The organism is Aureimonas mangrovi (assembly GCF_014058705.1).
In the GTDB taxonomy this organism is placed as follows: Bacteria; Pseudomonadota; Alphaproteobacteria; order Rhizobiales; family Rhizobiaceae; genus Aureimonas; species Aureimonas mangrovi.
Map to the genome: position 1 here is coordinate 2301118 of NZ_CP059692.1, position 25486 is coordinate 2326603.

28 protein-coding genes and 2 tRNA genes are annotated in these 25486 nt (G+C 65.8%); 7 read left to right on the forward strand and 23 right to left on the reverse strand.

Going from position 1 to position 25486, the window contains the following annotated elements; translation table 11 throughout:
• Window positions 1–3: 3 nt before the first annotated feature.
• The 11 genes from H1343_RS10975 to H1343_RS11030 all read right to left on the reverse strand — a co-directional run bounded on the left by H1343_RS10975 (window position 4) and on the right by H1343_RS11030 (window position 12647).
• Window positions 4–1515 (reverse strand): NADH-quinone oxidoreductase subunit M, encoded by a 1512-nt coding sequence (locus H1343_RS10975; protein ID WP_185982949.1) that lies wholly within the window; start codon window positions 1513–1515, stop codon window positions 4–6.
• Window positions 1515–3479 (reverse strand): NADH-quinone oxidoreductase subunit L, encoded by a 1965-nt coding sequence (nuoL, locus tag H1343_RS10980; RefSeq protein WP_185982950.1) that lies wholly within the window; start codon window positions 3477–3479, stop codon window positions 1515–1517. The genes H1343_RS10975 and nuoL overlap by 1 nt, the downstream gene beginning before the upstream one ends.
• Before the next feature lie 10 nt (window positions 3480–3489).
• Window positions 3490–3798, reverse strand: coding sequence for an NADH-quinone oxidoreductase subunit NuoK (gene nuoK, locus H1343_RS10985; protein ID WP_185982951.1), 309 nt, complete (start codon window positions 3796–3798; stop codon window positions 3490–3492).
• 9 nt (window positions 3799–3807) lie between these two features.
• Entirely contained in the window at window positions 3808–4422 is a 615-nt protein-coding gene (locus tag H1343_RS10990; protein WP_185985610.1) for an NADH-quinone oxidoreductase subunit J, read from the reverse strand.
• A gap of 96 nt (window positions 4423–4518) precedes the next feature.
• The gene (gene nuoI / locus H1343_RS10995) at window positions 4519–5010 is read right to left on the reverse strand and encodes an NADH-quinone oxidoreductase subunit NuoI (protein WP_185982952.1); all 492 of its coding nucleotides are present in this window, start codon (window positions 5008–5010) and stop codon (window positions 4519–4521) included.
• A gap of 40 nt (window positions 5011–5050) precedes the next feature.
• Window positions 5051–6103 (reverse strand): NADH-quinone oxidoreductase subunit NuoH, encoded by a 1053-nt coding sequence (gene nuoH, locus H1343_RS11000; protein ID WP_185982953.1) that lies wholly within the window; start codon window positions 6101–6103, stop codon window positions 5051–5053.
• A gap of 15 nt (window positions 6104–6118) precedes the next feature.
• Window positions 6119–8194, reverse strand: coding sequence for an NADH-quinone oxidoreductase subunit NuoG (gene nuoG / locus H1343_RS11005; RefSeq protein ID WP_185982954.1), 2076 nt, complete (start codon window positions 8192–8194; stop codon window positions 6119–6121).
• Window positions 8195–8249: 55 nt separating this feature from the next.
• Window positions 8250–9557, reverse strand: coding sequence for an NADH-quinone oxidoreductase subunit NuoF (gene nuoF / locus H1343_RS11010; RefSeq protein WP_185982955.1), 1308 nt, complete (start codon window positions 9555–9557; stop codon window positions 8250–8252).
• A 10-nt stretch (window positions 9558–9567) separates the two neighbouring features.
• Entirely contained in the window at window positions 9568–10749 is a 1182-nt protein-coding gene (gene nuoE, locus H1343_RS11015; RefSeq protein ID WP_185982956.1) for an NADH-quinone oxidoreductase subunit NuoE, read from the reverse strand.
• A gap of 156 nt (window positions 10750–10905) precedes the next feature.
• Window positions 10906–12096, reverse strand: coding sequence for an NADH-quinone oxidoreductase subunit D (locus H1343_RS11020; protein WP_185982957.1), 1191 nt, complete (start codon window positions 12094–12096; stop codon window positions 10906–10908).
• Window positions 12097–12296: 200 nt separating this feature from the next.
• On the reverse strand, window positions 12297–12647 hold the full coding sequence (locus H1343_RS11030; protein ID WP_484463080.1) for a GFA family protein: 351 nt from the start codon (window positions 12645–12647) through the stop codon (window positions 12297–12299).
• Here H1343_RS11030 and H1343_RS17105 point away from each other — a divergent pair.
• On the forward strand, window positions 12595–12717 hold the full coding sequence (locus H1343_RS17105; RefSeq protein ID WP_281374655.1) for a hypothetical protein: 123 nt from the start codon (window positions 12595–12597) through the stop codon (window positions 12715–12717). The genes H1343_RS11030 and H1343_RS17105 overlap by 53 nt on opposite strands.
• Before the next feature lie 18 nt (window positions 12718–12735).
• Here H1343_RS17105 and H1343_RS11035 read toward each other — a convergent pair whose 3' ends face one another.
• From H1343_RS11035 to H1343_RS11050, 4 genes are all read right to left on the reverse strand, one after another.
• The gene (locus H1343_RS11035; RefSeq protein ID WP_185982959.1) at window positions 12736–13332 is read right to left on the reverse strand and encodes an NADH-quinone oxidoreductase subunit C; all 597 of its coding nucleotides are present in this window, start codon (window positions 13330–13332) and stop codon (window positions 12736–12738) included.
• A 9-nt stretch (window positions 13333–13341) separates the two neighbouring features.
• Window positions 13342–13899: a NuoB/complex I 20 kDa subunit family protein gene (locus tag H1343_RS11040; protein ID WP_246332957.1), complete on the reverse strand. Its 558-nt coding sequence runs from the start codon at window positions 13897–13899 to the stop codon at window positions 13342–13344.
• Entirely contained in the window at window positions 13890–14255 is a 366-nt protein-coding gene (locus tag H1343_RS11045) for an NADH-quinone oxidoreductase subunit A (RefSeq protein WP_185982961.1), read from the reverse strand. The genes H1343_RS11040 and H1343_RS11045 overlap by 10 nt, the downstream gene beginning before the upstream one ends.
• Before the next feature lie 309 nt (window positions 14256–14564).
• Window positions 14565–14641: transfer RNA gene (locus H1343_RS11050), tRNA-Asp, on the reverse strand.
• A gap of 237 nt (window positions 14642–14878) precedes the next feature.
• On the opposite strand from H1343_RS11050, the gene H1343_RS11055 reads away from it, so the two are divergent.
• The 5 genes from H1343_RS11055 to H1343_RS11075 all read left to right on the forward strand — a co-directional run bounded on the left by H1343_RS11055 (window position 14879) and on the right by H1343_RS11075 (window position 19675).
• The gene (locus H1343_RS11055; RefSeq protein WP_185982962.1) at window positions 14879–15310 is read left to right on the forward strand and encodes a MarR family winged helix-turn-helix transcriptional regulator; all 432 of its coding nucleotides are present in this window, start codon (window positions 14879–14881) and stop codon (window positions 15308–15310) included.
• 69 nt (window positions 15311–15379) lie between these two features.
• The gene (locus H1343_RS11060; protein WP_185982963.1) at window positions 15380–15886 is read left to right on the forward strand and encodes a 2Fe-2S iron-sulfur cluster-binding protein; all 507 of its coding nucleotides are present in this window, start codon (window positions 15380–15382) and stop codon (window positions 15884–15886) included.
• A complete protein-coding gene (locus H1343_RS11065) occupies window positions 15883–16869 on the forward strand; it encodes an FAD binding domain-containing protein (RefSeq protein ID WP_185982964.1) in 987 nt (328 codons plus the stop codon). Before H1343_RS11060 ends, H1343_RS11065 begins: the two co-directional genes overlap by 4 nt.
• Window positions 16866–19178 carry a xanthine dehydrogenase family protein molybdopterin-binding subunit gene (locus H1343_RS11070; RefSeq protein WP_185982965.1) on the forward strand — a complete coding sequence of 771 codons (2313 nt, stop codon included), beginning with the start codon at window positions 16866–16868 and terminating at the stop codon, window positions 19176–19178. Before H1343_RS11065 ends, H1343_RS11070 begins: the two co-directional genes overlap by 4 nt.
• A gap of 421 nt (window positions 19179–19599) precedes the next feature.
• A tRNA-Val gene (locus tag H1343_RS11075) sits at window positions 19600–19675 on the forward strand.
• A gap of 256 nt (window positions 19676–19931) precedes the next feature.
• Here the strand turns inward: H1343_RS11075 and H1343_RS11080 are convergent.
• Window positions 19932–20222 carry a hypothetical protein gene (locus H1343_RS11080; RefSeq protein WP_185982966.1) on the reverse strand — a complete coding sequence of 97 codons (291 nt, stop codon included), beginning with the start codon at window positions 20220–20222 and terminating at the stop codon, window positions 19932–19934.
• A gap of 190 nt (window positions 20223–20412) precedes the next feature.
• On the opposite strand from H1343_RS11080, the gene H1343_RS11085 reads away from it, so the two are divergent.
• Window positions 20413–20655 (forward strand): hypothetical protein, encoded by a 243-nt coding sequence (locus H1343_RS11085; protein ID WP_185982967.1) that lies wholly within the window; start codon window positions 20413–20415, stop codon window positions 20653–20655.
• Window positions 20656–20789: 134 nt separating this feature from the next.
• On the opposite strand, the gene H1343_RS11090 is transcribed toward H1343_RS11085, so the two are convergent.
• Genes H1343_RS11090 through H1343_RS11120 form a run of 7 tightly spaced genes read right to left on the reverse strand, consistent with a single transcriptional unit; the run spans window position 20790 to window position 25485 of the window.
• Window positions 20790–21125, reverse strand: a complete 336-nt coding sequence (locus H1343_RS11090; protein ID WP_185982968.1) for a hypothetical protein — start codon at window positions 21123–21125, stop codon at window positions 20790–20792.
• A complete protein-coding gene (locus H1343_RS11095) occupies window positions 21125–21580 on the reverse strand; it encodes a hypothetical protein (protein ID WP_185982969.1) in 456 nt (151 codons plus the stop codon). Before H1343_RS11095 ends, H1343_RS11090 begins: the two co-directional genes overlap by 1 nt.
• A 3-nt stretch (window positions 21581–21583) precedes the next feature.
• Window positions 21584–21946: a hypothetical protein gene (locus H1343_RS11100; protein ID WP_185982970.1), complete on the reverse strand. Its 363-nt coding sequence runs from the start codon at window positions 21944–21946 to the stop codon at window positions 21584–21586.
• A 44-nt stretch (window positions 21947–21990) separates the two neighbouring features.
• Window positions 21991–22782: an N-acetylmuramoyl-L-alanine amidase gene (locus H1343_RS11105; RefSeq protein ID WP_185982971.1), complete on the reverse strand. Its 792-nt coding sequence runs from the start codon at window positions 22780–22782 to the stop codon at window positions 21991–21993.
• Window positions 22783–22833: 51 nt separating this feature from the next.
• Window positions 22834–23271 (reverse strand): hypothetical protein, encoded by a 438-nt coding sequence (locus H1343_RS11110; RefSeq protein ID WP_210270028.1) that lies wholly within the window; start codon window positions 23269–23271, stop codon window positions 22834–22836.
• The gene (locus H1343_RS11115; protein ID WP_185982973.1) at window positions 23268–24593 is read right to left on the reverse strand and encodes a hypothetical protein; all 1326 of its coding nucleotides are present in this window, start codon (window positions 24591–24593) and stop codon (window positions 23268–23270) included. Before H1343_RS11115 ends, H1343_RS11110 begins: the two co-directional genes overlap by 4 nt.
• Before the next feature lies 1 nt (window position 24594).
• Window positions 24595–25485: a hypothetical protein gene (locus tag H1343_RS11120; protein ID WP_185982974.1), complete on the reverse strand. Its 891-nt coding sequence runs from the start codon at window positions 25483–25485 to the stop codon at window positions 24595–24597.
• Window position 25486: the final 1 nt, after the last annotated feature.

Here is a 25486-nt window from a genome sequence, read left to right on the forward strand (position 1 = left end):
CGTTCACTGCGCCTGCGCGACCGCCGAAGCGGCCTCGATCGCGGCGGTGTAGCTGTTCAGGATGGAATCGACCGAAGCGGCCGTCACATCGAAGACCGGCATCGGATAGACGCCGTAGAAGACCACCAGCACCGCCAGCGGGTAGAGAAGCAGCTTCTCGCGGCCCGAAAGGTCCGTGAGCGCCTTCAGGCTCTCCTTCTCAAGCGGGCCGAAGATCACGCGGCGATAAAGCCACAGCGCATAAGCTGCCGAGAGGATGACGCCAGTCGTGGCAATGATCGCGACCCATGTGTTGACGCGGAAGGCGCCCAGAAGCGTCAGGAACTCGCCGACGAAGCCGCTCGTACCCGGAAGGCCGACATTCGCCATGGTGAAGAGCAGCATCATCGTGGCGTAGGCCGGCATGCGCGAGACGAGGCCGCCATAGGCCGAAATCTCGCGGGTGTGCATGCGGTCGTAGACGACGCCGACGCAGAGGAACAGCGCGCCCGAAATCAGGCCGTGCGAAAGCATCTGGAAGATCGCGCCCTGCACGCCCTGCTCATTGGCGGCGAAGATGCCCATCGTCACGAAGCCCATATGTGCGACAGACGAGTAGGCGATCAGCTTCTTGATGTCCTCCTGCATCAGCGCCACTAGCGAGGTGTAGACGATGGCGATGACGGAAAGCGCGAAGACCATCGGCGCGAAGTAGTCGGAGGCCAGCGGGAACATCGGCAGCGAGAAGCGGATGAAGCCGTAGCCGCCGAGCTTCAGGAGGATGCCTGCCAGGATCACCGAGCCAGCCGTGGGCGCCTCGACGTGCGCATCCGGCAGCCAGGTGTGGACCGGCCACATGGGCATCTTCACCGCGAAGGAGGCAAAGAAGGCGAGCCAGAGCCAGGTCTGTATCCCGGCCGGGAAATCGTGGGCCAGAAGCTCGGGGATCGAGGTCGTACCCGCCTCCCAGTACATCGCCATGATGGCGACGAGCATCAGCACCGAGCCGAGGAAGGTGTAGAGGAAGAACTTGTAGGAGGCGTAGACGCGCCGCTTGCCGCCCCAGATGCCGATGATCAGGAACATCGGGATCAGCGAGCCTTCGAAGAAGACGTAGAAGAGCACGATGTCGAGCGCACAGAACACGCCGACGACGAGCGTCTCCAGCACCAGGAAGGCGATCATGTACTCCTTGACGCGCACCGTGATCGTGTCGCGGCTCGCCAGGATGCAGATCGGCAGCAGGAAGGTCGTCAGGATGACGAAGAGCATCGACACGCCGTCGACGCCCATGTGGTAGCTGATGCCGCCGATGCCGATCCAGTCCACCTGCTCGACCATCTGGAAGCCGGGCAGCGTGTTGTCGAAGCCGATCCAGATGCCGAGCGACAGGACGAAGGTGAACACCGCCGTCAGCAGCGCCACGTTGAAGACGTTGCGGCGCGCCTGCTCGTTGTCGTCGCGGATGAACAGGATGATCAGCGCGCCGACGAGCGGAAGGAAGGTGACGGTCGATAGGATCGGCCAGCCGGTCATCAGTTCATTCCCCCGAACATCATGAACGTGACGAGCGCCGCGACGCCGATCAGCATGACGAAGGCGTAGTGGTAGAGGTAGCCCGTCTGCAGCGCGACCACCCGGTTGGCGACGTCGACGACACGCGCCGAGACCCCGTCAGGCCCCATCCTGTCGATCACCGCGCCGTCGCCCTTCTTCCACAGGAAGCGGCCGAGCCACTTGGCCGAGCGCACGAACAGGAAGTCGTAGAGCTCGTCGAAGTACCACTTGTTGAGCAGGAACCTGTAGAGGCCGGGATTGCGCGCGGCGAGGCGCGCCGGGCTCTGCGGCGAGCGGATGTAATAAATGTAGGCCACCACGAAGCCGAGCACCATGGCGATGGTGGGCGACCAGACAACGATCGCGGGAACCTCGTGATACTCGTGAAGGATGTGGTTCTCCGGCCCGGCAAAGAGCGCGCCGTTCCAGAAGCCCTCGTAGCTGTAGCCGAGGAAGTACGGGTAGAAGACCATGCCGGCGAGCAGCGCGCCGACGCCCAGGATGTAGAGCGGCACCAGCATGACGTTCGGCGATTCATGCACGTGGTGCATCACCTCGTGGCTCGCGCGGGGCTTGCCGTGGAACGTCAGGAAGATCAGGCGCCAGGAGTAGAAGCTCGTCAGGGCGGCGGCGATCACCGTCATGATGTAGCCGTACATGGCGAAGGCGTTATCTCCCGCGAACGCGCTCTCGATGATGGCGTCCTTGGAATAGTAGCCCGCCGTGAACGGGAAGCCCGTCAGCGCCAGCGTGCCGATCACCATCATCCAGTAGGTCTTGGGGATGTGCCTGCGCAGCCCGCCCATGTTGCGCATGTCCTGCTCGTCCGAGACGGCATGGATCACCGAGCCGGCGCCCAGGAACAGGAGCGCTTTGAAGAAAGCGTGCGTGAACAGGTGGAACACCGCCGCGCCGTAGGCGCCGACGCCCAGTGCCACGAACATGTAGCCGAGCTGCGAGCAGGTCGAATAGGCGATGACGCGCTTGATGTCGTTCTGGACGAGGCCGATCGTCGCCGCGAAGAAGGCCGTCGTCGCGCCGATGAAGGTGACGAAGGTCAGCGCCGTGTGGCTCGTCTCGAAGACCGGCGACATGCGTGCCAGCATGAAGACACCCGCCGTCACCATCGTCGCCGCGTGGATCAGCGCGGAGACAGGCGTCGGGCCTTCCATCGCGTCCGGCAGCCAGGTGTGCAGGCCGATCTGGGCGGACTTGCCCATCGCACCCATGAAGAGAAGCAGGCAGATCGCGGTGAGCGCGCCGCCGGTCGTCAGCGTCCAGTTGGCGAACTGGAAGACAGGCTCGGCCGCCGCCTCGCCGCCCTCGAAGGTGGCGATCGCCGCTGCGAAGATCTGGTCGAACTCGACAGAGCCGAACAGCGCAAAGAGGCCGAAGATGCCAAGGAGGAAGCCGAAGTCGCCGACGCGGTTGACGACGAACGCCTTCATCGCAGCCGCGTTCGCGGAAGGCTTCTGGTACCAGAAGCCGATCAGGAGGTAGGAGGCGAGGCCCACGCCCTCCCAGCCGAAGAACATCTGGATGAGGTTGTCCGCCGTCACCAGCATCAGCATGGCGAAGGTGAAGAGCGAGAGATAGGCGAAGAAGCGCGGGCGTGCCGGATCGTGGTGCATGTACCCGATCGAGTAGACGTGCACGAGCGCCGAGACGGTGTTCACGACCACCAGCATGACGAGCGTCAGCCGGTCGATCCGCAGCATCCAGGAAGCGTTGAGATCGCCGGACTGGATCCAGGTCAGCATGGCGATGCGCAGCGTCTCCCCTTCCCCGCCCGAGAAGGTGAGGAAGGCGATCCACGACAGGACGGCCGAGACAATGAGAAGGCCGGACGTGACGTATTCCGACGCCTTGGCGCCGATGGACTTGCCGAAGAGCCCGGCGATGATGAAGCCGAGAAGCGGCAGAAGGACGATCAGCTGGTACATCGAAGCGCCTTCAGCCCCTCATCGTGTTGACGTCGTCGACGGCGATCGAGCCGCGATTGCGGAAGAAGACGACGAGGATGGCGAGACCGATCGCGGCCTCCGCCGCCGCCACCGTGAGAATGAACAGCGCGAAGATCTGGCCGGCCAGGTCGTTCAGGAAGGCCGAGAACGCCACGAGGTTGATGTTGACCGCGAGCAGGATGAGCTCGACCGACATCAGAATCGTGATGATGTTCTTGCGGCGCATGAAGATGCCGAAGACGCCCGTGACGAACAGGATGGCGCCGACGGTGAGGTAATGTCCGAGACCGACTTCCATGGCGTTTTCCTATAGGCCCTTTCCGCTCTCGACCTTGACGATCTCGATCGCCGTGGCCGGGTCGCGCGTCACCTGTGCAGTGATCGACTGGCGCTTGGGGTTCTCCCTGTGGCGCAGCGTCAGGACGATCGCGCCGATCATGGCGACGAACAGGATGAGGCCGGCAAGCTGGAAGAAGAAGACGTAGCGCGTGTACAGGACGAGGCCGATCGCCTCGATATTGGAGACTTCCTCGAGCGGCGGCATCGGCATGACCGTGCCAGTCGAGAGCGTCGGATCGTAGTAGTTGCCCGAGACGGCAATGATGAGCTGCAGGAGAAGGACGCCCGCGATGACCGCCCCGATCGGCGCGTAGCCGACCGCCTGGCGCTTCATCTTGCCCACGTCGAGATCGATCATCATCACAACGAAGAGGAACAGGATCGCAACCGCGCCGACATAGACCACGATGAGGATCAGCGCGAGGAACTCAGCGCCCGTCAGCAGGAACAGTCCCGCCGAGGCGACGAAGGTGAGGATCAGGAACAGCACCGAGTGGACCGGGTTGCTCGACAAGACGACCATCAGGGCCCCGCTGACCGAGATCAGCGCGAAGACGTAGAAGAAGAATGCCTGAAGGCCCAGCATGAAGGGCTCCCTTGGTCGATGCGGCTGGGCGGGGATCAGCCCGCGCCCGTCTGTTTCGTGCGGCGCGAGGCGGGCGCGCGGCCCGCGCTCGCCTTAGCGGTAGGGCGCGTCCAGCGCAATGTTGCGGGCGATCTCCCGCTCCCAGCGATCACCGTTCGCGAGAAGTTTGTCCTTGTCGTAGTAGAGCTCTTCACGCGTCTCGGTGGAGAACTCGAAGTTCGGCCCCTCCACGATGGCGTCCACCGGACACGCCTCCTGGCAGAAGCCGCAATAGATGCACTTCACCATGTCGATGTCGTAACGCACCGTGCGGCGGGTGCCGTCGTTGCGGCGCGGGCCGGCCTCGATGGTGATGGCCTGAGCGGGGCAGATCGCCTCGCACAGCTTGCACGCGATGCAGCGCTCCTCGCCGTTCGGGTAGCGGCGCAATGCGTGCTCGCCGCGAAAGCGCGGCGACACCGGCCCCTTCTCGAACGGGTAGTTCAGCGTCTCCTTCGGCGCGAAGAAGTAGCGCATGGAGAGGCCGAACGCCTTCACGAACTCGATCAGGAAGAGCGACTTAAAGGTCTGTGCGATGGCGCTCATAGACGGCCTCGACGGAACTTGGAGAGGTTGAGGGCGGCTATCACGAGAAGGCCTGCCCCCAGCCGGTGAGCTGCAGCACGAAGGCGACCACGACGACCATCGCCAGCGAGATCGGCAGGAAGACCTTCCAGCCGAGGCGCATGAGCTGGTCGTAGCGGTAGCGCGGCACGAAGGCCTTCACCATCGCGAAGAGGAAGAAGCAGAAGGCGACCTTGGCGAGGAACCAGATGACGCCCGGCACCCAGGTGAACGGCGCGAAGCCGAAGGGCGGAAGCCAGCCGCCGAGGAACAGGATCGTCATCAGGCAGCACATCAGGGTGATGGCCGCGTACTCGCCCAGCATGAACATCATGTACGGAGTGGAGCCGTACTCGACCATGAAGCCGGCGACGAGTTCGGATTCCGCTTCCGGCAGGTCGAAGGGCGGCCGGTTCGTCTCGGCCAGCGCCGAGATGAAGAAGATCACGAACATCGGGAACAGGGCCAGCCAGTGCCAGTCGAGGAAGGTCGAGGGCAGGCCGACCATCGTGCCGGGGCCGGTGGCCTGGGCGAGCACGATGTCCGTCAGGTTGAGCGAGCCGACGCACAGGAGGACGGTGACGATGACGAAGCCGATCGAGACTTCGTAGGACACCATCTGCGCCGCCGAGCGCAGAGCGCCGAGGAAAGCGTATTTCGAGTTCGACGCCCAGCCGCCCATGATGACGCCGTAGACCTCCAGCGAGGAGATCGCGAAGACGTAGAGGATACCGATATTGATGTCGGCGATCACCCAGCCGTCGGCGACCGGCACCACCGCGAAGGTAGCGAGCGCCAGCGTCACCGCCACGAGCGGGGCGAGCAGGAAGACCGTCTTGTCGGCCGAGGCCGGTAGCACCGGCTCCTTGAGGACGAACTTCAAGAGGTCGGCGAAGGACTGGAAGAGGCCGAAGGGGCCTACAACGTTCGGGCCGCGGCGCAACTGCACCGCCGCCCAGACCTTGCGGTCCGCGAGCAGGATGTAGGCGATCAGCACGAGCAGAACGACGAGGAAGAGCAAGCTCTGCCCCACGATCACGAGAGCCGGCCAGATATAAGCCCAGAAGAATTCCATCGGTCCCAAGGGCTCCTATTCGGCCGCTTCGAGATGCTCGGCCTTTGCCAGGCGCGAGCACTCTGCCATCACCTTCGAGGCGCGGGCGATCGGGTTGGTCAGGTAGAAGTCGCCAAGCGCCGAGACGAAACTCTCGCCGCTCGGCGTGCCGGCGCGATCGGCCAGCGTGGTGACGACGCCCGCGTCGGCCGGAGCGATGCCGCCCCTGGCCAAATGCGGAATCGCTTCATGCACTTCGCGGCGAAGGCTCACAAGCGAATCGAAGGGCAGCGTGTGCCCGAGGACAGCCGAAAGGGCGCGGATCACGGCCCAGTCCTCGCGCGCGTCCCCCGGCGGGAAGGCTCCGCGCGCACCGGTCTGCACCCGCCCCTCGGTGTTCACCCAGGTTCCCGACTTCTCGGTATAGGCGGCGCCCGGCAGGATGACGTCGGCGCGGTGCGCGCCGCGGTCGCCGTGCGTGCCGAGATAGACGACGAACGGCCCCGGCGCGATCTCGATCTCGTCGGCGGAAAGGTTGAACAGGACGTCCACCGCGCCGCCGGCCATCTCGGCCGCCGTCTTGCCGCCCTCCCCCGGCACGAAGCCGATATCGAGCGCGCCGACGCGCGAGGCCGCCGTGTGCAACACGTTGAAGCCGTTCCAGCCTTCGCTCACCGCGCCGACCTCGCGGGCGAGCGCAGCGGCGGCGGCAAGCACCTCGGCGCCGTTGGCGCCGGTCAGCGCGCCCTGGCCGACGATGATCATCGGCCGCTCGGCCCTCTTCAGCGCCTCGTAGAAGCCGCCGTTCGCGCCCTCGATGTCCGAGAGCGTCTGCGGGCCGGCGCCGAGATAGGCGACCGGGTAGCGCAGATCCGCGTTCTCGCCGACCATGCCGATGGCGAAGCCGCCCTGGCGCCAGCGCTTGCGGATGCGCGCGTTCAGAACCGGCGCCTCGAAGCGCGGGTTGGCGCCGATGATGAGGAGCGCGTCCGCGTCCTCGATGCCGGCGATGGTGGTGTTGAAGAGATACGAGCCGCGACCGTCCGCCGGATCGAGCTTCGCCCCGTCCTGGCGCGCATCCAGGTTCGTCGAGCCGAGCGCGCCCATCAGGCGCTTCATGGCCCACATCTCCTCGACGGCCGACAGGTCGCCGGCGATCGCGCCGACGCGCGAGCCCTCGACGCCCTCGAGCCTTGCGCGGATTGCCTCGAAGGCCTCCGCCCAGCTCGCCGGCTGCAGGCGCCCGTCGCGGCGCACATAGGGCCGGTCGAGGCGCTGCGTGCGCAGGCCGTCCCAGACGAAGCGCGTCTTGTCGGAGATCCACTCCTCATTCACCGCGTCGTTCACGCGCGGCAGGATGCGCATGACCTCGCGGCCGCGCGTGTCGACGCGGATTGCCGAGCCGACGGCGTCCATCACGTCGATCGTCTCGGTCTTGGTCAGTTCCCACGGCCGGGCCTGGAAGGCATAGGGACGCGAGGTCAGCGCGCCGACCGGGCACAGGTCGATGACGTTGCCCTGCAGCTCGGACGTCATCGCATGCTCGAGATAGGTCGTGATCTCGGCGTCCTCGCCGCGCCCGACCAGGCCAAGCTCGGAGATGCCGGCGACCTCGGTCGTGAAGCGGACGCAGCGCGTGCAGTGGATGCAGCGCGTCATGATCGTCTTGACCAGCGGGCCGATATACTTGTCCTCGACGGCGCGCTTGTTCTCCGCATAGCGCGAGCTGTCGACACCGTAGGCCATCGCCTGGTCCTGCAGGTCGCACTCGCCACCCTGGTCGCAGATCGGGCAATCCAGCGGATGGTTGATGAGGAGGAACTCCATCACCCCCTCGCGCGCCTTCTTCACCATCGGCGTGTTGGTGAAGATTTCGGGCGCCTCGCCGTTCGGACCGGGCCGCAGATCGCGCACGCCCATGGCGCAGGAGGCTGCCGGCTTCGGCGGGCCGCCCTTCACCTCGACCAGGCACATGCGGCAGTTGCCGGCGATCGACAGACGCTCGTGGAAGCAGAAGCGCGGGATCTCGGCGCCCGCCTCCTCCGCCGCCTGCAGCAGCGTGTAGTGATCGGGAACCTCGATCTCGGTGCCGTCGACTTTGATCTTTGCCATGTCGATTACTTTCCGGTCACGACGTGTTCTGGGCGGCGGGCGAGCGCGCGCATGTTCATTCGGCTGCCTCCAGGATCGGACGACGGTCCTTGTCGGCGTTGCGCGAGAACTCGTCGATGCGGCGCTCGATCTCGGGGCGGAAGTTGCGGATGAGGCCCTGGATCGGCCACGCCGCCGCGTCGCCGAGCGCGCAGATCGTGTGGCCCTCAACCTGCTTGGTCACGTCGAGCAGCATGTCGATCTCGCGCTTGTGCGCGTTGCCGACGACCATGCGCTCCATCACGCGCCACATCCAGCCGGTGCCCTCGCGGCACGGCGTGCACTGGCCGCAACTCTCGTGCTTGAAGAAGTAGGCGAGCCGGGCGATCGCGCGCACGATGTCGGTGGACTTGTCCATCACGATGACCGCCGCCGTGCCGAAGGACGACTTCACCGAGCGCAGCCCGTCGAAGTCCATCGGGCAGTCGATGATGTCCTCGGCCTTGACGACCGGGCAGGACGCGCCGCCCGGAATGACGGCGAGGAGATTGTCCCAGCCGCCGCGCACGCCGCCGGCATGCTTCTCGATCAGCTCGCGGAAGCTGATGCCCATCGCCTCTTCCACCGTGCAGGGCTTCTCGACATGGCCGGAGACCATGAAGAGCTTGGTGCCGGTGTTGTTCTCGCGGCCGATGCCGGCGAACCAGGCGCCGCCGCGACGCAGGATCGTGGGAGCGACGGCGATGGATTCGACGTTGTTGACCGTCGTCGGGCAGCCGTAGAGGCCCATGTTCGCCGGGAACGGCGGCTTCAGGCGCGGCTGGCCCTTCTTGCCCTCGAGGCTCTCGAGAAGCGCGGTCTCCTCGCCGCAGATATAGGCGCCCGCACCGTGGTGGACGACGATGTCGAAATCCCAGCCGCACTTGTTGTCGCGTCCGAGATAGCCGGCCTCGTAGCACTCGTCGATCGCGCGCTGGAGCGCCTCGCGCTCACGGACATACTCGCCGCGCACGTAGATGTAGGCCGTGTGCGCCAGCATCGCGAAACCGGCGATGACACAACCCTCGATCAGCGTGAACGGGTCGTTGCGCAGGATCTCGCGATCCTTGCAGGTGCCGGGCTCGGATTCGTCGGCGTTGATGACGAGATAGTGCGGCCGCGGCCCCACCTCCTTCGGCATGAAGGACCATTTGAGGCCGGTCGGGAAGCCCGCACCGCCGCGCCCGCGAAGGCCGGAAGCCTTCATCTCGTTGATGATCCAGTCACGACCCTTGCCGATGATGTCGGCCGTGCCGTCGAAATGGCCGCGCTTCAGCGCCCCTTGCAGGCTCTTGTCCCGCAGGCCGTAGATGTTGGTGAAGATGCGGTCGCGATCGTGCAGCATCGTCTCGTCCTCACGCGCCCTTCGAGCCGTCGGAATCGTCCGCCGGCTTCTTGGTGGTCCGGCGTGGCTTGGCCTTCGCCGCTGCCTTGTCCGCGCCGGCGTCCGACGCCTCCGCCGTATCGGCAGCAGCAGACGTCTTCCTGCGGGTCGGAGCCTTGGCGGCGGGCTTTGTCGCCTTGGCCGTTCCCGCATCGTCCTTCACGCGGCGCTTGTCGTCGACAACCGCGGCTTCGTCGCGCGCCTCCCTGGTGGGAAGATCGCCCTGGTTCGCAGCGCCGCCCTTCTTGGCCGCCTCGTCCGCCTGCGCATCCTTCTCGGCAGCACCCGTCGGCCCCATCTCCGTGCCGCCTGTCGTGCCCGTGCCGACGCTGGCGCCTGCATCCGGATCCGAACTCGTCGCTTCCTCCGCCGCTGGGCTCGCGGTGACGCCGGCCTTTTCGCCCGGCCCCTTCAGCGAAGGATCGGTCTCTTCGGCGTGCGTGTCCACCCGAGCGGCCTCGGACGGCGCGACATCGACGGCCTCCCCCGCACCGGACTGCGTCGCCGCTCCGTTCGCCGGGCCACCGCCTTCAGCGGCGCCGTCCTCATCCACCTGCGTCAGCGTCGTCGGACCGCCAAAGGGTACGGAAAGATGCCGGTCGATCTGCGGGCCGGGCTCGACATGCTCTCCCCTCTCGAAGGCGTCGATGATCTCTTCCAGCCGCTCGGGCGTCAGATCCTCGTAGGTGTCCTTGAAAACCATGACCATCGGCGCGTTGACGCAGGCACCGAGGCACTCGACCTCCTCCCACGAGAGGCTGCCGGACTCGTTCAGATGGAACGGCTGCGGATGGATGCGGCGCGCGCAGACCGCCTTCAATTCGTCCGAGCCGCGCAGCATGCAGGGCGTCGTGCCGCAGACCTGGATATGCGCCTTGCGACCGACCGGAGCGAGCTGGAACTGCGTGTAGAAGGTCGCGACTTCGAGCACGCGGATGAGCGGCATGGCGAGGCGCTCGGCGACATGCTCGATCGCGGCACGCGTCACCCAGCCGTCCTGTTCCTGGGCGCGCATGAGGAGAGGAATCACGGCAGACTGCTGGCGGCCTGCGGGGTACTTGGCGACGGTCTTCTCTGCCCAGCCCTCGTTCACGCTCGTGAAGGCGAAAGTGGCGGGCTGAACGCTATCGTCTGCAAGACGTCTGACGGACATCGGACCCTGACTTTTTGAACGGTTACAACGTTCGCGTTGCGCCGCTTCTAACACAGTGCTCGCGAAAGGCCAGCGCCACAGGGACGCCCCTTTTCGAGCACACTCCAACCCTCCCGGAATGCCCGGCCCGAAAGGCCGGACGCTTGCCTTTGCGGCTTACCGGTCGACCTCGCCGAACACGATGTCGCACGATCCGAGGATCGCCGAGACGTCGGCCAGCATGTGATCGCGGCACAGGAAGTCCATCGCCTGAAGATGCGCAAAGCCGGGGGCCTTGATCTTACAGCGGTAGGGCTTGTTGGTCCCGTCCGAGACCAGATAGACGCCGAACTCCCCCTTCGGCGCCTCGACCGCGCAGTACACCTCACCTTCCGGCACACGGAAGCCTTCAGTGTAGAGCTTGAAATGATGGATCAATGCTTCCATCGACCGCTTCATCTGCGGGCGCTTGGGCGGCACGACCTTGCCTTCGACGGACGAGACCGGCCCGATGCGCTCCTTGCCCTGAAGCCGCTCAACGCACTGCTTCATGATGGCCGTCGACTGGCGCATCTCTTCCATGCGGATGAGATAGCGGTCGTAGCAGTCGCCGTTCTTGCCGATCGGGATGTCGAAGTCGAGCTGATCGTAGCACTCGTACGGCTCGGCCTTGCGCAGGTCCCAGGCCGCGCCCGAACCACGCACCATCACGCCCGAGAAGCCGAGCGCCCACGCGTCCGCGATATCGACGACACCGATATCGACATTGCGCTGCTTGAAGATGCGGTTGCCCGTGAGAAGCTCGTCGATGTCGGCGAGAGATTTCAGGAAGCCGTCACACCACTCGCCGATATCGTCGACAAGCTCGGGCGTCAGGTCCTGATGGACGCCGCCCGGCCGGAAGTAGGCCGCGTGCAGGCGCGCGCCCGAAGCTCGCTCGTAGAACACCATCAAGCGCTCGCGCTCGGTGAAGCCCCAGAGCGGCGGCGTCAGCGCGCCCACGTCCATCGCCTGCGTCGTGACGTTGAGGAGATGGGAGAGGATGCGCCCGATCTCGGAATAGAGAACGCGGATAAGCTGACCGCGGATCGGCACCTCGATGCCGGCGAGCTTCTCGACCGCGAGGCAGAACGCGTGCTCCTGATTCATCGGCGCGACATAGTCGAGCCGGTCGAAATAGGGCATCGCCTGCAGATAGGTCTTCTGCTCGATCAGCTTTTCGGTGCCGCGATGCAGGAGGCCGATATGAGGATCGATGCGCTCGACATTCTCGCCGTCGAGTTCCACCACGAGACGCAGGACGCCGTGAGCCGCAGGGTGCTGCGGCCCGAAGTTGATGTTAAAGTTGCGGACGTCGATCTCAGCCATTGCGGTACTCACGGTCCATAGGCCAAGCCGTGAAGGCGAGCACCCAGACGAGAATGATATTGATGGGGGTGACCACCATCAGAAGCGACCACCAGCGCGCGGAAAGATCTTCCAGAACGGCACGATCACCGCCGCGAAGGCGACGATGACGATCAGCCAATGCCAGACCGAGATGCCGTCCATAAACCTGCCCTCTCCTCTCAGCCGTTCACCGAAGGCGCACCGAACTGGGCGAAGACCTCCGCCCCGGTCATCTTGTGCGTCTTTTCGGCGAAGGAGTAGATCGCGGGCTTCTCGTCGATGAAGATCTCGCCGGTGAAGGCGAATCCCGAGATGTCGTCGAAGGCCTGCATCGAGACGGCGGTCATCGAACCGTCGAGCATGCGCCAGGCGAGCGTCGAGCCGCACTCCGTGCAGAACAGACGTTCACCATAGTCCGATGAGCGGAAGGCTCCGACCGCCCCCTCGAAGGACGCATCGGCCTCGCACGGGATCGTCATGAAGACTCCGCCGCTCCAGCGCCGGCAGCGCGAGCAATGGCAGACGTCCATCTCCAGCCGGCTCGGCGTCGCCGTCATCCGCACGGCGCCGCAGAGACAGCCGCCGGACCGGGGTGCGTGATCCGCCATCGGCCCGGCCTCAGCTCGCCTTCGCCTTCTCGTCGCCGGGGAGCACGTAGTCCGTGCCCTCCCACGGCGAGAGAAAGTCGAAGTTGCGGAATTCCTGGCGCAGCTCCACCGGTTCGTAGACGACGCGCTTCAGATGCTCGTCGTAGTGAACCTCGACGAAACCGGTGAGCGGGAAGTCCTTGCGCAGCGGATGTCCCTCGAAACCGTAATCGGTGAGGATGCGGCGCAGATCGGGGTGGCCGGTGAAGATGATGCCGTAGAGATCGTAGGCCTCGCGCTCGAACCAGTCGACGCCCGGGAAGACGCCGTGGATCGAAGGAACGGGCTCGTCCTCCCCCGCCTTCATCTTCAAGCGGATGCGCATGTTGAGCGAGGGCGACAGGAGATGCGTGACGACCTCGAAGCGCTTGGCGCGCTCGGGAAAGTCAACGCCGCACAGGTCCACGAAGGACTTGAACTGGCAGTTGGCATCATCGCGCAGGAAGGTCGTCACCTCGACGATGTCGGCGGGAGCGACCTCGAGGGTCAGCTCGCCATAGGCCAGCGAAGCGTTCTGGAGCTTTGCGCCGACGGCCGATTCGCGAAGATAGGAGAGAAGCTCGTCCATCGCCCCGCCTCAGCGCTCGATCGTTCCGGTGCGGCGGATTTTCTTCTGGAGAAGAAGAACGCCGTAGAGCAGCGCCTCGGCCGTCGGCGGGCAGCCCGGAACGTAGATGTCGACCGGCACGACGCGATCGCAGCCGCGCACCACCGAATAGGAATAGTGATAGTAGCCGCCGCCATTGGCGCATGAGCCCATGGAGATGACGTAGCGCGGCTCGGGCATCTGGTCATAGACCTTGCGCAGCGCGGGGGCCATCTTGTTGGTCAGCGTTCCGGCGACGATCATCACGTCCGACTGGCGCGGTGAGGCCCGCGGCGCGAAGCCGAAGCGCTCGCCGTCATAGCGTGGCATTGACATCTGCATCATCTCGATGGCGCAGCACGCGAGGCCGAAAGTCATCCACATGAGCGAGCCGGTGCGCGCCCACTGGATGAGGTCTTCGGTGGAGGTGACAAGAAAACCCTTGTCGGCAAGCTGGTTGTCGACGTCGGTCACGAAGGGGTCGGCGGCGGCAGGCACCACCAGGTTCGACCGCTCGCGCAGACCGGCCGCGGGCTCGGTCAATCCCATTCGAGAGCTCCCTTGTTCCATTCGTAGACGAAGCCGACGGTCAGGACCGCCAGGAAGACCATCATCGACCAGAGGCCGGCCCAGCCGAGATCGCCGAAGGCGGCGGCCCAGGGGAAGAGGAAGGCGACCTCGAGGTCGAAGATGATGAAGAGGATGGCGACGAGGTAGAAGCGCACGTCGAACTTCATGCGCGAATCGTCGAAGGCGTTGAAGCCGCACTCGTAGGCCGACAGCTTCTCGTCGTCCGGCGCCTTGAAGGCGAGGAGGAACGGCGAGACCAGCAGCGCGAGGCCGATGAAGAGAGCGACCCCGACGAAGATCACGATCGGCAAGTAGGAGGCTAGGAGCTCGTTCACAGTGTTCCGATCCCGTGGCGCCCGCCAGGAGCGGGATGAAGGCCGAAGCCCTTGAACCACGTCTTCGTTCCAGTTCGATGAAGCGGGCGGCCAAGGCCACCCAGCACGCGAAGACACACCCCGAACGAGGCCCCCTTCGCAGGCGCGAGAATTAGACCCTTCCCAAACTGGACGCAAGGCGAAGGCCGGCGCGCGGGACGCGGTTTTTGATCGCAGGTGAATGTAAAGTGCCCGGCCCCGCATCGCACCGCAGTCCCGATGCTTCGCATGAAATGCGGCTTGCAATACGCTGACACGATTTGGAAAAAGTGGCGCGAGTGACGGGGCTCGAACCCGCGACCTCCGGCGTGACAGGCCGGCACTCTAACCGACTGAGCTACACCCGCGCTTGGCGCCGACCGGTTATCCCGGCGGCGTGAGCGGTCGTTTACGGGAGGCCCTGATCGGTGTCAAGCAAGCTCGCGCGGTTTTCCGACACGCTCTCGCAGGGCGCCTTCGCAGGCACCTGACCGGCTGCGGCGGAAGAGGTCCTTCGCGCCCTGCCCCGACGGGAGATGGACGCCGCGCCGGCAATGGCACCTCTCCACTAGCAGGCGAGGATAACGGTGCGTTATGCAGCATTCATGACGAAGCCGACGCCCGACCAGATCTTCACCCTTCGCAATGCGTTCGAAGCGTTCACGCGGCGTCACAAGCTCGTCGACGCGCAGGGTGCGGCCAAGACCTTCAACGAAGTCGACAACCAGACGCTTCTTTACGTGAACCGGCACCCCGGCTGTGGGCCGGGGGATGTGGCGCGATTCCTGAACGTTCCCGCAACCACCATCTCGTCGGCGTGCGACCGTCTCGTGCGGCGCCAGCTTCTTTCGCGCCATCGCCCGGATGGCGACCGACGCGCTGTCGCCCTCTCGCTGACCCCCGACGGCGAGGCGCATGTAACCGCATATCTGAAGGCTCATGACGACATTCTGCGTCTTATGTTAGAATCACTCTCGTCTGGCGAGCGGGACACGTTCATCCGACTGATCTCGAAAATCGCGTTCGACGAACGTTGAATAGTACGAAGTTCGCATTAAATTCCGTTTGCATTGAAGCCCATCCGCAACCCGCGAGGAGGACGAGCGATGGCGATTCGGGTCAACGGAGAGGATGCGGCGGCGCCTGAAGACGCGCGTGTTTCGCTTCTCGACTTCCTGCGCGAACATCTTCACCTGACCGGCACGAAGGTAGGCTGCAACCAGGGCGCCTGCGGTGCCTGCACCGTCCTCGTGGACGGCGAACGCGTCCTGTCCTGCCTCACACTCGCCGCGCAGGCGGACGGTCATGCCGTCACCACCATCGAAGGGTTGGCAATGGGAGGCGACCTGCACCCGCTGCAGGCCGCCTTCATCGAGCATGACGGCTTCCAGTGCGGCTACTGCACGCCGGGCCAGATCTGCGCGGCGAGCGCGATGCTGGAGGAAGTCGCGCGCGGCACGCCGAGCTACGTGACCGCTGATCTCTCGAACGAGCGCATCACGCTCACCTCCGAGGAGATCCGCGAGCGCATGAGCGGCAATCTGTGCCGGTGCGGCGCGCATAACGGGATCGTCGACGCGATTCTTCAGGTCGCGGGAGGAGACGCACGATGACACCCTTCTCCTACGCGCGCGCGGCAAGCACCGCCGACGCGATCCGCATGGCGGGCGAGGACGGTCGCCGCTTTCTCGGCGGCGGCACCAATCTCGTGGACCTGATGCGGCGCTCAGTCGAACACCCCGCCGCCCTCGTCGACGTGAGCGCCCTGCCCGGCACGATCGCGGCACGCGATGACGGCGCGCTCGTCATCGGCGCCTCGGCCCGCAACGGCGTGGTGGCGGCGCATCCGCTGGTGCGCACGCGCTATCCGGCGCTGTCCCGCGCACTTCTGGCAGGCGCCTCGGCTCAGATCCGCAACATGGCGACGGTGGGCGGAAACCTCATGCAGCGCACGCGCTGCGCCTATTTCTACGACGCCGCCGCCTCACGCTGCAACAAACGCGAGCCGGGCTCAGGCTGCGACGCGATCGGTGGCAGCAACCGCTACCATGCGATCCTCGGAGCCTCGCCGAGCTGCATCGCAACGCACCCTTCCGACATGTGCGTCGCGCTCGCCGCTCTCGACGCGAAGGTACAGATAGAGGGACCGGGCGGCCCGCGCACGATCTCCGTCCTCGATTTCCACCGCCTGCCGGGCGAACGGCCGGACATCGAGACCGCCCTCGAGCCGGGCGAACTGATCGTCGCGGTGGAACTTCGCCCCTCCCCGCTCGCCGCCCGCATGGCTTATCGCAAGGTGCGGGACCGGGCGAGCTACGCCTTTGCGCTCGTCTCGGTGGCGGCCGGGATCACGTTCTCCAACGGGCGGATCGACGACGCCCGCATCGCCTTCGGCGGCCTCGCCCCCAGACCCTGGCGCGCGCACCGCGCCGAGGAGGCGCTGATCGGGGCCGAACCTTCGCTCGCCGCCTTCGAAGCGGCCGCAGAAGCCGAGCTTGCTGCCGCCGCGCCGCAACCCGGCAACGCCTTTAAGGTAGATCTCGCGCGGCGCACGCTCGCCGCCGTCCTCGGCGAGCTGACGGGAGACGTGCGATGAGCAAGGTGCAGAACGTCGTCATCGGCTCGGTGCGCACGGCGCTGCGCTTCGTACCGTCCGGCTGGCTGCCTGGCGGCTCGCCGGACCCGCTGATCCAGCGCCGTGTCGAGGTCGGGCGCCAGACCTCCCGGCTCGACGGGCCAGACAAGGTGCGCGGCGATGTGCGGTTCGCCGCCGAGATCCCCTTTGAGGGCCTTCTCTACACCGCGCTCGTCCACAGCCCAGTGACACGCGGACGCATCACCCGCGTCGACACGAAAGCGGCGGAAGCAGCTCCCGGCGTCGCCCTCGTCGTCACGCACGAGAACATGCCGCGCCTCAGGAACCCACCTCTGATGGGCGGGCTCGACATGACGGCCGCCAGCGGCAGCGCGCTGCCGATCCTGCAGGACAAGGACATTCGCTATAACGGGCAGGTCGTTGCCGCCGTCCTCGCCGACAGCCAGGAGCGCGCGGACCATGCCGCCTCGCTTATCGAGGTGGAGATCGCTTCGCAGCTGGCGAAGACGCGCTTCGACGACGCCAAGGTTTCCGCCACGACGCCGCCCTCGATCCTGATCGACAAGAACGAACTGTCCATCGGTAATGCCGGGCGTGAACTCGGGCGCGCGGCCCATCGCGTCGACAACGTCTACCGGACGCCCGGGCACAACCACAACGCCCTCGAGCTGCATACCGTTACGGCCTTCTGGGAGGGCGAGCACCTTCTCGTCAACGACACGACGCAGGCGGTGGTGCCGACGAAGCTGACGCTCGCAAAGATCTTCGGCATCGAGGCCGAGAAGGTCCGGGTGATCTCGCCCTTCGTCGGCGGCGGCTTCGGCGCCAAGGGGATGTGGGATCACCATGTGATCGCCGTCGCCGCAGCGCGCTTGAGCGGCCGCCCCGTCCGCGTGACGTTGACGCGCGAAAGCGTCTACCGCATCGTCGGCGGGCGCAGCCCGACCGAGCAGCGCGTGGCGATCGGCGCCGATGCCCAAGGGCGCTTCACTGCCATCCTCCACACCGGATATTCCGTGAAGCCTCCCTATGCCAGCTGCCCCGAGCCCTACACAGGCGGGACGCGCGCCGCCTATGCCGCCAGGAGCTTCGAGATCGTGCAGCGCCATCTCGATCTCGACATCGTACCCAACACCTTCATGCGCGCGCCGGGTGAAGCGATCGGCACCTTCGCGCTCGAGAGCGCCATCGACGAGTTGGCACACGACATGGGGATGGACCCGATCGCGCTGCGCCTCCTCAATCAGCCGGAGCGGCACCCGACGTCCGGACGGCCCTTTTCGCAGCATGGGTTGCGCCAGGCCTTCGAGGACGGGGCCGATCGTTTCAGTTGGGGTCGGCGCGTAGCCGAGCCCGGAACACTTTCGGACGGGGAATGGCGGATCGGCATCGGCTGCGCGGCGGGCAGCTTTCCCTATGCGCGAATGCCCGGCGCCAACATCCGCATCACATTGCGCGCGGACGGATCGGCGGTCCTTGCCTGTTCGGCGCAAGACATGGGCATGGGCACCTCCACGGTGCAGGGCCAGCATGCGGCGGACCGTCTCGGCCTGCCGATGGAGAAGATCAGCTTCGAGTACGGCGACTCGGCCTTCCCGGCCTCGCCGATGGCGGGCGGCTCGTCCCAGACAGTGTCGATCGCCGCAGCGATCGCGGCCGGTGCCGAGAAGCTGGCGGGCGAGCTCGTGCGCCTTGCCGGCAACGACAGCCCGCTGGCGGGCCTGCGCGTGGGTGACGTGCGCTTCGAAGACGAAGGCCTCGTCGCGGTCGAAGACCCAAAACGGTGGGAGAGCTTCGTCTCGATCCTGACGAGAGCCGGCCGCGAGGAATTCGCTATCACGGCCGCGGCGAGCGCACCGCTCGAGATGCTGAAATACGCCATGCACTCGTCCTGCGCCGTGTTCTGCGAACTGCGCGTCAGTTCGGTGACGGGCGAGGTGCGCATCGACCGCATTCTCGGCTCATACGACTGCGGCACGATCCTCAACCCGAAGACGGCCACGAGCCAGTTCCGGGGCGGCATCATCATGGGGATCGGCGCGGCGCTCACCGAGGAGACGGATTTCGACGAGCGCTCGGGCCGTATCATGAACGCCACCCTCGCCGACTACCACGTCCCCGCCCATCTCGACGTTCCGCAGATTGACGTCATCTGGACCGGCATCCCGGACCCACGCGCCCCGCTCGGTGCGCGCGGCATCGGCGAGATCGGCATCACGGGCGTGGCGGCGGCGATCGCCAACGCGATCTTCAACGCGACGGGCAAGCGCGTGCGCGACCTGCCGATCACGCTCGACAAGCTGCTCTGACGGTCAGGTTCAGCGGCGCAGGAACGTCAGGCGGAACGCGCGGCTGCCGACGGCCCGTCGCGACTTACTCTTACGCACTTCCAGCGCTTCGGTTCGGCATGGACCGTATCGCCGTGCAAGCCCGGCGCAGTCAGCTCGATTGTCCCAGTCGAGATTGGCGACGGCCTTGCCTGACCTCCGGCACCGTCATGCTCTGTGTCAGAAGATGCGGCATGCGCTATCGTCAGCTCACATAAAAGACGACGCTCACGACAGCGTCGGCGCGCCGCGGCGGGAAACCTCGCGTGACGCGGCGCCGACCGAGACGGCGACGTAAGCAGCGCCGTTCGTGGTAACGCTCCGTTTTCGTCCGCCCCACGCGCTGCGGCTTCACGGCGCCTCTTGCGCGAAAGTCTTGCGAACTATAGGAAATCCGCCGGTCGGGCGATTAGCTCAGTTGGTAGAGCGCCTCGTTTACACCGAGGATGTCGGCAGTTCGAGCCTGTCATCGCCCACCATGTTTTCAACGGGTTAGCTTCTCCGCCGTGTTTGGCGCCCATGAAACTGCCCAAGAAACCCGGCCTTTCGCGGCGGGCGCCGACACGCTCCTGCTGTATCGAATCTGCGACGGTCAGCCGCTCATACCTTTTGCGCGCGCGGCCGTTGTCCGGCATGGACAGGTTCACGCTTCCCGTCGTTCTCGCCATCTGTGGTGTGGTTATCGTTTGCGCCGCGGCAGCCACGATGGCTCCCTAGGCCAAGCTGTCGAGGCTGTTAGGCTCCACGCCGCGCGCTTCCGACGGAACGCACCGCCGCCTCGGCCGGGTTGTCCGGCACGACAAAGCCGACGCGCACACGCCGGCTGCCACAGGTCGGGCAGCGCAAGCGCTCCTGCAGAAGCGACAGCGGGAAGTCCCTGCCCCGCGTCCAGATCAGCGTTTCGAGATCGACATCGTGCCGGCGCCCACACTCACGCACGCTCTTGAGCCCGTCGCGGGTGCCCCAGGCGCACGCGACCTTCAGCCGCCACCCGGCCGACCATGCTTCTCCAAGCGTCTCGATCATGCGAACATATGGAGAACGCATAGGCGATTTGGCAAGCGGTGCAGCGATGGATGATGAGCGGCCGTTCCGCTTCAGATGGCGAGCTCGGGAGGGCTGGGGCGACGGCTATTTCGATGGCTGGCTTGCTGGCTGGCGGGTTGCGCAAATCACGCCACATACCAACCGTGGGTACGACACGCGAAAGGCGTTCATGTGGAGCTTCCCGATCGCCTGCCATTGGAGGATCGATTGGCCGAAGACGTACCTGGGCGAGGGTGACGGGCCGAGGGAGGCCGCAAGAGACGCCGAGGCCGCCTTCCCCTCTTTCGTCCTGTCGCACCCCCGCTTCTCCATGCGCATCGAGGACGAGGTCGTGTTCCGCGGCGTTCTCGGCCTGCCCCTGCCGGAGATGTCGACGAGGGATCACGACCAGCAGAGGCCGTGGATCCGCTGACCACGAAACTCCGAACACCAGATGCGCGATCGGTCGGCTTGAAAACGAAAAAAGCCCGCCGCCTCCGTGGAGACGACGGGCTGGGGATCACCATGACTGTCTATGCAATGCTGCGATAGGGCCGGTTGTTCCGCCTACCGCCCCATCGCCTTGACCATCGCGAGACGGTCGGTCGAGTCGCGCACGCGGTTCAGGGCGTGCCGGACCTCCTCCAGCTCTTCTGTCTGCGCCTCCATCGCCGCCGTCTGCGCCGTGAGCGCCAGAGTGTGACCGTGCATCTCCCCGGCCAACAACTTCACGCTCGAGCTATCGACGAGCGCGCCCGCGATCTCGACCGAGCCAGCAGCTTCCTTCGGTGCCGGCGCCTGCTTCCCGCCCCGAAAGCCGAATGCGACGAGTATGCCTGTGATCAGGATGACGAGAGCGTTTGCGGCCTTTTCCAGATCAATGCCTGCCAGCCATTCCCACATCAGCCCCGCTCCGCTGCATTCTTGCCGATGTCCGAGAAGGACCGATAGGTGTTGGCGAACTCGAGGATCACCATCGTCGACCAGGCGATGACGCCGGACGGCGCGCCCCCGGCCGAGACGTAAGCGACGAGGAAGCCAAGCGAGATCTGCGACCACACGACGACCCCGACGAGCGAGGCGAAGCCCCGGATATGCGGCGAGAAGGCGAAGCCCTTGAATGTGCCGTTGATCGTCAGCGCCATGAGCCGGCAGAGGCCGGCCAGCGCCACGATCGCCGCCCATGTGTTCTGCGTCGCCCACGCCTCGAGGTAGGCATAGGACGGGCTCTTGCTGAACATCTCCGGGTCCACCTGGAAGGCGAGCCACAGGCCGAAGGACGGCCAGAGCATCATCCATTCCGAAAGCCGGATCTGGAAGTGATCCGCGACGCCGCGGTAGACGCGAAGTACGATCATCGATCAGGCGCCGATCGGCTTCTTCGCGATGTATCGGCCATACAGCGTCAGACCGAAACCGAAGAGCTGGCCGCCCGACGTCAGCGCATCGACGATCTCGACCGTCTGCGCCGCGTCGAAGAGTTCGCCGGTCACGGGCTTCACCAGCGTGCAGACGGCGGCGACGAGGACACCCCATGTCACGCGCGAGCGATACCACGCCTCGTTATTCGTCAGGTGGTCGACGATCGGCGTGAGCTCCGCAGCGACGCGGTTGGCGACTGGGGCGATGGCCGGGTAGTCGATCTGGATCGAGGGCGACGATGCGGCCTTCTGCACGCCGTCCATCGCGGCTTGGAGGACGATGCTGCGGGTGTTCTTGGGCATGGCTTCTCCTTCGGCCGTGCGGCCGTTTCTGGCAGGTTTCAGGGTCAGGCGAGTGCGACGTAGCGGGCGGCCACGAAGCCGCGATAGCCGGCGGGCGATCGCACCTCGTACCAGCCGCGATCATGGTCGAGGATGTCGACGGCCGTGCCGCGCGGCAGGCTTCCGGTGATCTCGCCATCCGGCGCGCGGCGGAAGTTCAGGCTGGTCGCCGTGACGACGCCCGACATCTCCATCATCTTCGGCGGCGGCGCCTTGCCGTTCTCGGGCTCGACGAGCTTCGGCGCACTCGGCCCCTTCCCGTCGAGGACGGCAGAGACGTCGCGACGCAGACGGTCGCCGACGACCTTCGCGCCGAAGACGGAAGCATCGAACGCCAGGCGCGCGATGTCCCACTTGCCGCGCTGCGCGATGCCAAGCGTCGCCTGCACCTCCGCATGCGTCAGCACCGTCTTCGGCGAGACCTTGATGCCGTACCGCCGGCAGAGTTCGGCGACGATCTCGACACCGGCGCGCCACTGCGCCTCGGTCATCGGATAGGAGCCCGCGCGGAACGGGTTCTCCTGCGCGCCCGCCATGCAGGCGAGCGACACACCGATCGCGCCGGCGTTGGCGCCAAGCGTGTGAGCGGCGTAGTTGCCGCGGATCGGCTTCTGGTTGGCCGTGACGGGCAGATCGCCTCGCACGAGATTGCCGTCGCCCTCGACGATGAAGTGATAGTGGCGGCGGTCGAGGACGCTGGCGGTCAGCGCGCCACCAGTCCAGTGCAGATGGACGCGGTCCATCACCGCGGCGGGAAGCCACGAGGCCGGGATAGGCATGACGATGTCTCCGGACATGAAAAAGGCGCCTCGCGGGCGCCGGTGTCGGTCAGGTTGTGGGGGCGGCCGTCAGGCGGTCGGGTGATCCGGGAAGAAGCCCTTGCCGACCTCCTCGCCGAAGACGTGGACGAACAGCGCCTGCACAGTCGGCCAGGCGTCATCGGTGCTGGCGAAGGTCGAGCCGTTGTTCCAGGTCACGCGCTGGCGAGCCGGCGCCGTGCGGAAGCGCTCGTCCCAGAGTTCGAACTGATCGTCAGTGAAGCTGTTGATGACGGCCATGCGCTCGCGCATATGCGGCTGCACAGGTTCAGGGTCCGGCAGCATGTCGTCCGGCAGCGGCGGGATGTCGCCCTCGGCGATCCGCGCCTCGACCAGCTCGCGCAGATCTGCCGGCGCGTAGGGATCGTCGGAGCGGTAGGTGTAGGGCACGATGTCGCCGCCTTCCACCAACCGCACGCGCAAGACGTAGTAATCTTCGTGGGCGTAGATTTCGAGGAGTTCCATCATGCGATCCTCTGACACAGGTAAACAGGGCTGGCGCTATTAGGTGACAGAAAGCCGGTCAGCCCGAGAACGACCCATGTCCCCGCCAAAGGTACGGGACCGTTGACTTGGTAGTAGGCTCCAGTCCCCGCCCCCTTCCCCATCGAAATGTACTGACGAATGGTCAGACCGCCTGGCGAGTGGAGTGCAATAAGAACCGTCCCAATCGGAAAGCTGGTCACGTCCGGATTGTTGGAGGTTTCAGGATACGGCATCTTCGCATCGACTTCGGACTTGTAAGCCAGCCGTGCCGCCGCACTGTTATCGACGCTGAAGACCAGATGCGAGTTGTCCCAGCCGAACGCAATGCGGCCCCCGGATACATCGCGAACAGGGATGTAACCGATAGCGGTCTGAAGGTAGATGACGTCCCCGTCAGTGTGCGCGAAGTACGGCAGCCCCTTGTTGCCGCTCGCGAACCCTGCGACCGTCGCTGCCGCTCCTGTGAGCTTCGACACGGGGTTGAAGTTGCCCGAGTGCCAAATCACTTGCTCGCCGTCTGCGGTCCCGAGCGTGTAGCTGGCGCCGTTCCAATAGATGTATCGGCTGTCGGCGTCGTTCAGGAACACAGCGCCGGTAGTGCCGCGAGACGCACGAACATCGCCGGCAAACAGCTTGCCGCGCGCGATGTCGATGTTGCCGCCTGCGGTCTGGATGCTTTTCCCATGCGTGCGCAGCCCGCCCCCGGCAGGGATGGTGATCTCTGCCGCCCCGGTTCCGTTGTCTGCCAGGACCATGTCGCCGTTCGATCCGAGCGACCAGCGGGACGTCTTCACGCCGGGGCGATGGAAGATGAGCGAGACCGTCCCCTCATTGGAAATGGTCACACTGGTGGCGACCGTCAGAGCGCCGATGTTGCCGCCGGCGCGATCCATCTTGGCGGCCAGCGCAGCATTGACGTTCTCACGCAGCGCAATCGGAAAGCGCGAGATGTCGACGGTGACGACGATCTCGGACCCGTCCCATTCCATGCTGAGGCGACCGGGCGACAGGGACCGAACATAGTTGTTCGGGTTGAATGTCGCCGCCGCCTCCGCGCTCGCGGCTGCGGCAGCCCGGTCCTCGCCCGTCTGACGGCGATCGTCGGACGTCGCCTGTCGCAACTGCCAGACCTCGTCGGCGGTCGTGGCGACGAAGGTGCCGACGACGCTGAAGTCCTGCAGCGCCTTCGGGAACACCTGCCGGTGGCCGCCATTGCCGAGGCCGAACGGGTTCGCCGTCGCATCGTAGAACTCGCCGTTGACGCGCGAGAGCCGATCCAGCTCGGCAGTCGGTTTCGTGGCCATGTCAGCGAAGCTCCTCAATCTCGAAAGCCATTGAATGGGCCGAGCCGCCGTCCATCCATGTCACCTGCTCGAGCGGCGAGAGCTGGCGCAGACTGCCCATGAAGTTGCGGCGAAGGCCCTGGTAGAGGTCGGTCGGGTCCGGGATCACCATCAGCTCGCCGTGGATGCCGGCGCGCCGCACGATCTCCTGAAAGGTGCCGAAGGCTTCCTCGTCGTTCATGTGCTCGAGCGTGAAGCGGAACACGCGCACAGGCTCGCGGACGTCGAAGAACTTCGCCCCGCCGAGCGCCCGCTCGACCTGCGTGCCGGTCTCGTAGGCGGCGCCCGCCCCCCAGGAATAGTTGATGCGCGGCTGCACGCCTTCGCCGATGAAGACGCGGCCGATCTGGATGAAGCCCGCCGGGTTGCGCGCGTCCTGAACCGATAGGCGCCAGAAGCGCGCGAACACCGGAGCATCGAGCACATGCACCGAGACGGCGGTGAAGCCCTCGACCTGCTCACGGCTATAGGTGCCGTACCAGTAGTTGTCGGACTCCCACTCCAGCTCTTCGATCATCCACGGCGCGCCGATCAGGCCGCCCCAGACGTCGCGATACCCCGTGTCGTGGACGAGGGTCCGGAAGTCGGAGAACTGCGAGGCCTCGATGCGCAGGCGCCCCTGCAGGGTGATCGTGTGAGCGATGAGCCCGAGGATGCGGATGGACTTCGGGTCGCCGAGGTCGAGCACCATCTGCGTCGCGCTCTCGGCAGCGCTCGTCGATCGCGCGACGCGGCTGAACAGGCGGTTGCGCAGATTGGCAAGCGGCAGGCTCTCCACCCATGCGCCGCCCGTGATCTCGCACTGGTCGATCCGGTTCGGAAAGCCCAGCATGATGTTGTGCGCTCGCGCCATG

Bases quoted from the DNA above. Each gene is read 5' to 3' on its own strand.
- H1343_RS11035 (WP_185982959.1), bottom strand. From the start codon at position 13,332: ATGGACGAGCTTCTCTCCTATCTTCGCGAATCGGCCGTCGGCGCAAAG.
- nuoG (WP_185982954.1), bottom strand. From the start codon at position 8,194: ATGGCAAAGATCAAAGTCGACGGCACCGAGATCGAGGTTCCCGATCAC.
- H1343_RS11120 (WP_185982974.1), bottom strand. From the start codon at position 25,485: ATGGCGCGAGCGCACAACATCATGCTGGGCTTTCCGAACCGGATCGAC.
- nuoE (WP_185982956.1), bottom strand. From the start codon at position 10,749: ATGTCCGTCAGACGTCTTGCAGACGATAGCGTTCAGCCCGCCACTTTC.
- H1343_RS11100 (WP_185982970.1), bottom strand. From the start codon at position 21,946: ATGCCCAAGAACACCCGCAGCATCGTCCTCCAAGCCGCGATGGACGGC.
- H1343_RS11080 (WP_185982966.1), bottom strand. From the start codon at position 20,222: ATGATCGAGACGCTTGGAGAAGCATGGTCGGCCGGGTGGCGGCTGAAG.
- H1343_RS11040 (WP_246332957.1), bottom strand. From the start codon at position 13,899: ATGGGATTGACCGAGCCCGCGGCCGGTCTGCGCGAGCGGTCGAACCTG.
- nuoK (WP_185982951.1), bottom strand. From the start codon at position 3,798: ATGGAAGTCGGTCTCGGACATTACCTCACCGTCGGCGCCATCCTGTTC.
- H1343_RS11065 (WP_185982964.1), top strand. From the start codon at position 15,883: ATGACACCCTTCTCCTACGCGCGCGCGGCAAGCACCGCCGACGCGATC.
- nuoI (WP_185982952.1), bottom strand. From the start codon at position 5,010: ATGAGCGCCATCGCACAGACCTTTAAGTCGCTCTTCCTGATCGAGTTC.
- H1343_RS11030 (WP_484463080.1), bottom strand. From the start codon at position 12,647: ATGGACGTCTGCCATTGCTCGCGCTGCCGGCGCTGGAGCGGCGGAGTC.
- H1343_RS11060 (WP_185982963.1), top strand. From the start codon at position 15,380: ATGGCGATTCGGGTCAACGGAGAGGATGCGGCGGCGCCTGAAGACGCG.
- H1343_RS11020 (WP_185982957.1), bottom strand. From the start codon at position 12,096: ATGGCTGAGATCGACGTCCGCAACTTTAACATCAACTTCGGGCCGCAG.
- H1343_RS17105 (WP_281374655.1), top strand. From the start codon at position 12,595: ATGAAGACTCCGCCGCTCCAGCGCCGGCAGCGCGAGCAATGGCAGACG.
- nuoL (WP_185982950.1), bottom strand. From the start codon at position 3,479: ATGTACCAGCTGATCGTCCTTCTGCCGCTTCTCGGCTTCATCATCGCC.
- nuoF (WP_185982955.1), bottom strand. From the start codon at position 9,557: ATGCTGCACGATCGCGACCGCATCTTCACCAACATCTACGGCCTGCGG.
- H1343_RS11090 (WP_185982968.1), bottom strand. From the start codon at position 21,125: ATGTGGGAATGGCTGGCAGGCATTGATCTGGAAAAGGCCGCAAACGCT.
- nuoH (WP_185982953.1), bottom strand. From the start codon at position 6,103: ATGGAATTCTTCTGGGCTTATATCTGGCCGGCTCTCGTGATCGTGGGG.
- H1343_RS11110 (WP_210270028.1), bottom strand. From the start codon at position 23,271: ATGATGGAACTCCTCGAAATCTACGCCCACGAAGATTACTACGTCTTG.
- H1343_RS11095 (WP_185982969.1), bottom strand. From the start codon at position 21,580: ATGATCGTACTTCGCGTCTACCGCGGCGTCGCGGATCACTTCCAGATC.
- H1343_RS11085 (WP_185982967.1), top strand. From the start codon at position 20,413: ATGTGGAGCTTCCCGATCGCCTGCCATTGGAGGATCGATTGGCCGAAG.
- H1343_RS11115 (WP_185982973.1), bottom strand. From the start codon at position 24,593: ATGGCCACGAAACCGACTGCCGAGCTGGATCGGCTCTCGCGCGTCAAC.
- H1343_RS11070 (WP_185982965.1), top strand. From the start codon at position 16,866: ATGAGCAAGGTGCAGAACGTCGTCATCGGCTCGGTGCGCACGGCGCTG.
- H1343_RS10975 (WP_185982949.1), bottom strand. From the start codon at position 1,515: ATGACCGGCTGGCCGATCCTATCGACCGTCACCTTCCTTCCGCTCGTC.
- H1343_RS11055 (WP_185982962.1), top strand. From the start codon at position 14,879: ATGACGAAGCCGACGCCCGACCAGATCTTCACCCTTCGCAATGCGTTC.
- H1343_RS11105 (WP_185982971.1), bottom strand. From the start codon at position 22,782: ATGTCCGGAGACATCGTCATGCCTATCCCGGCCTCGTGGCTTCCCGCC.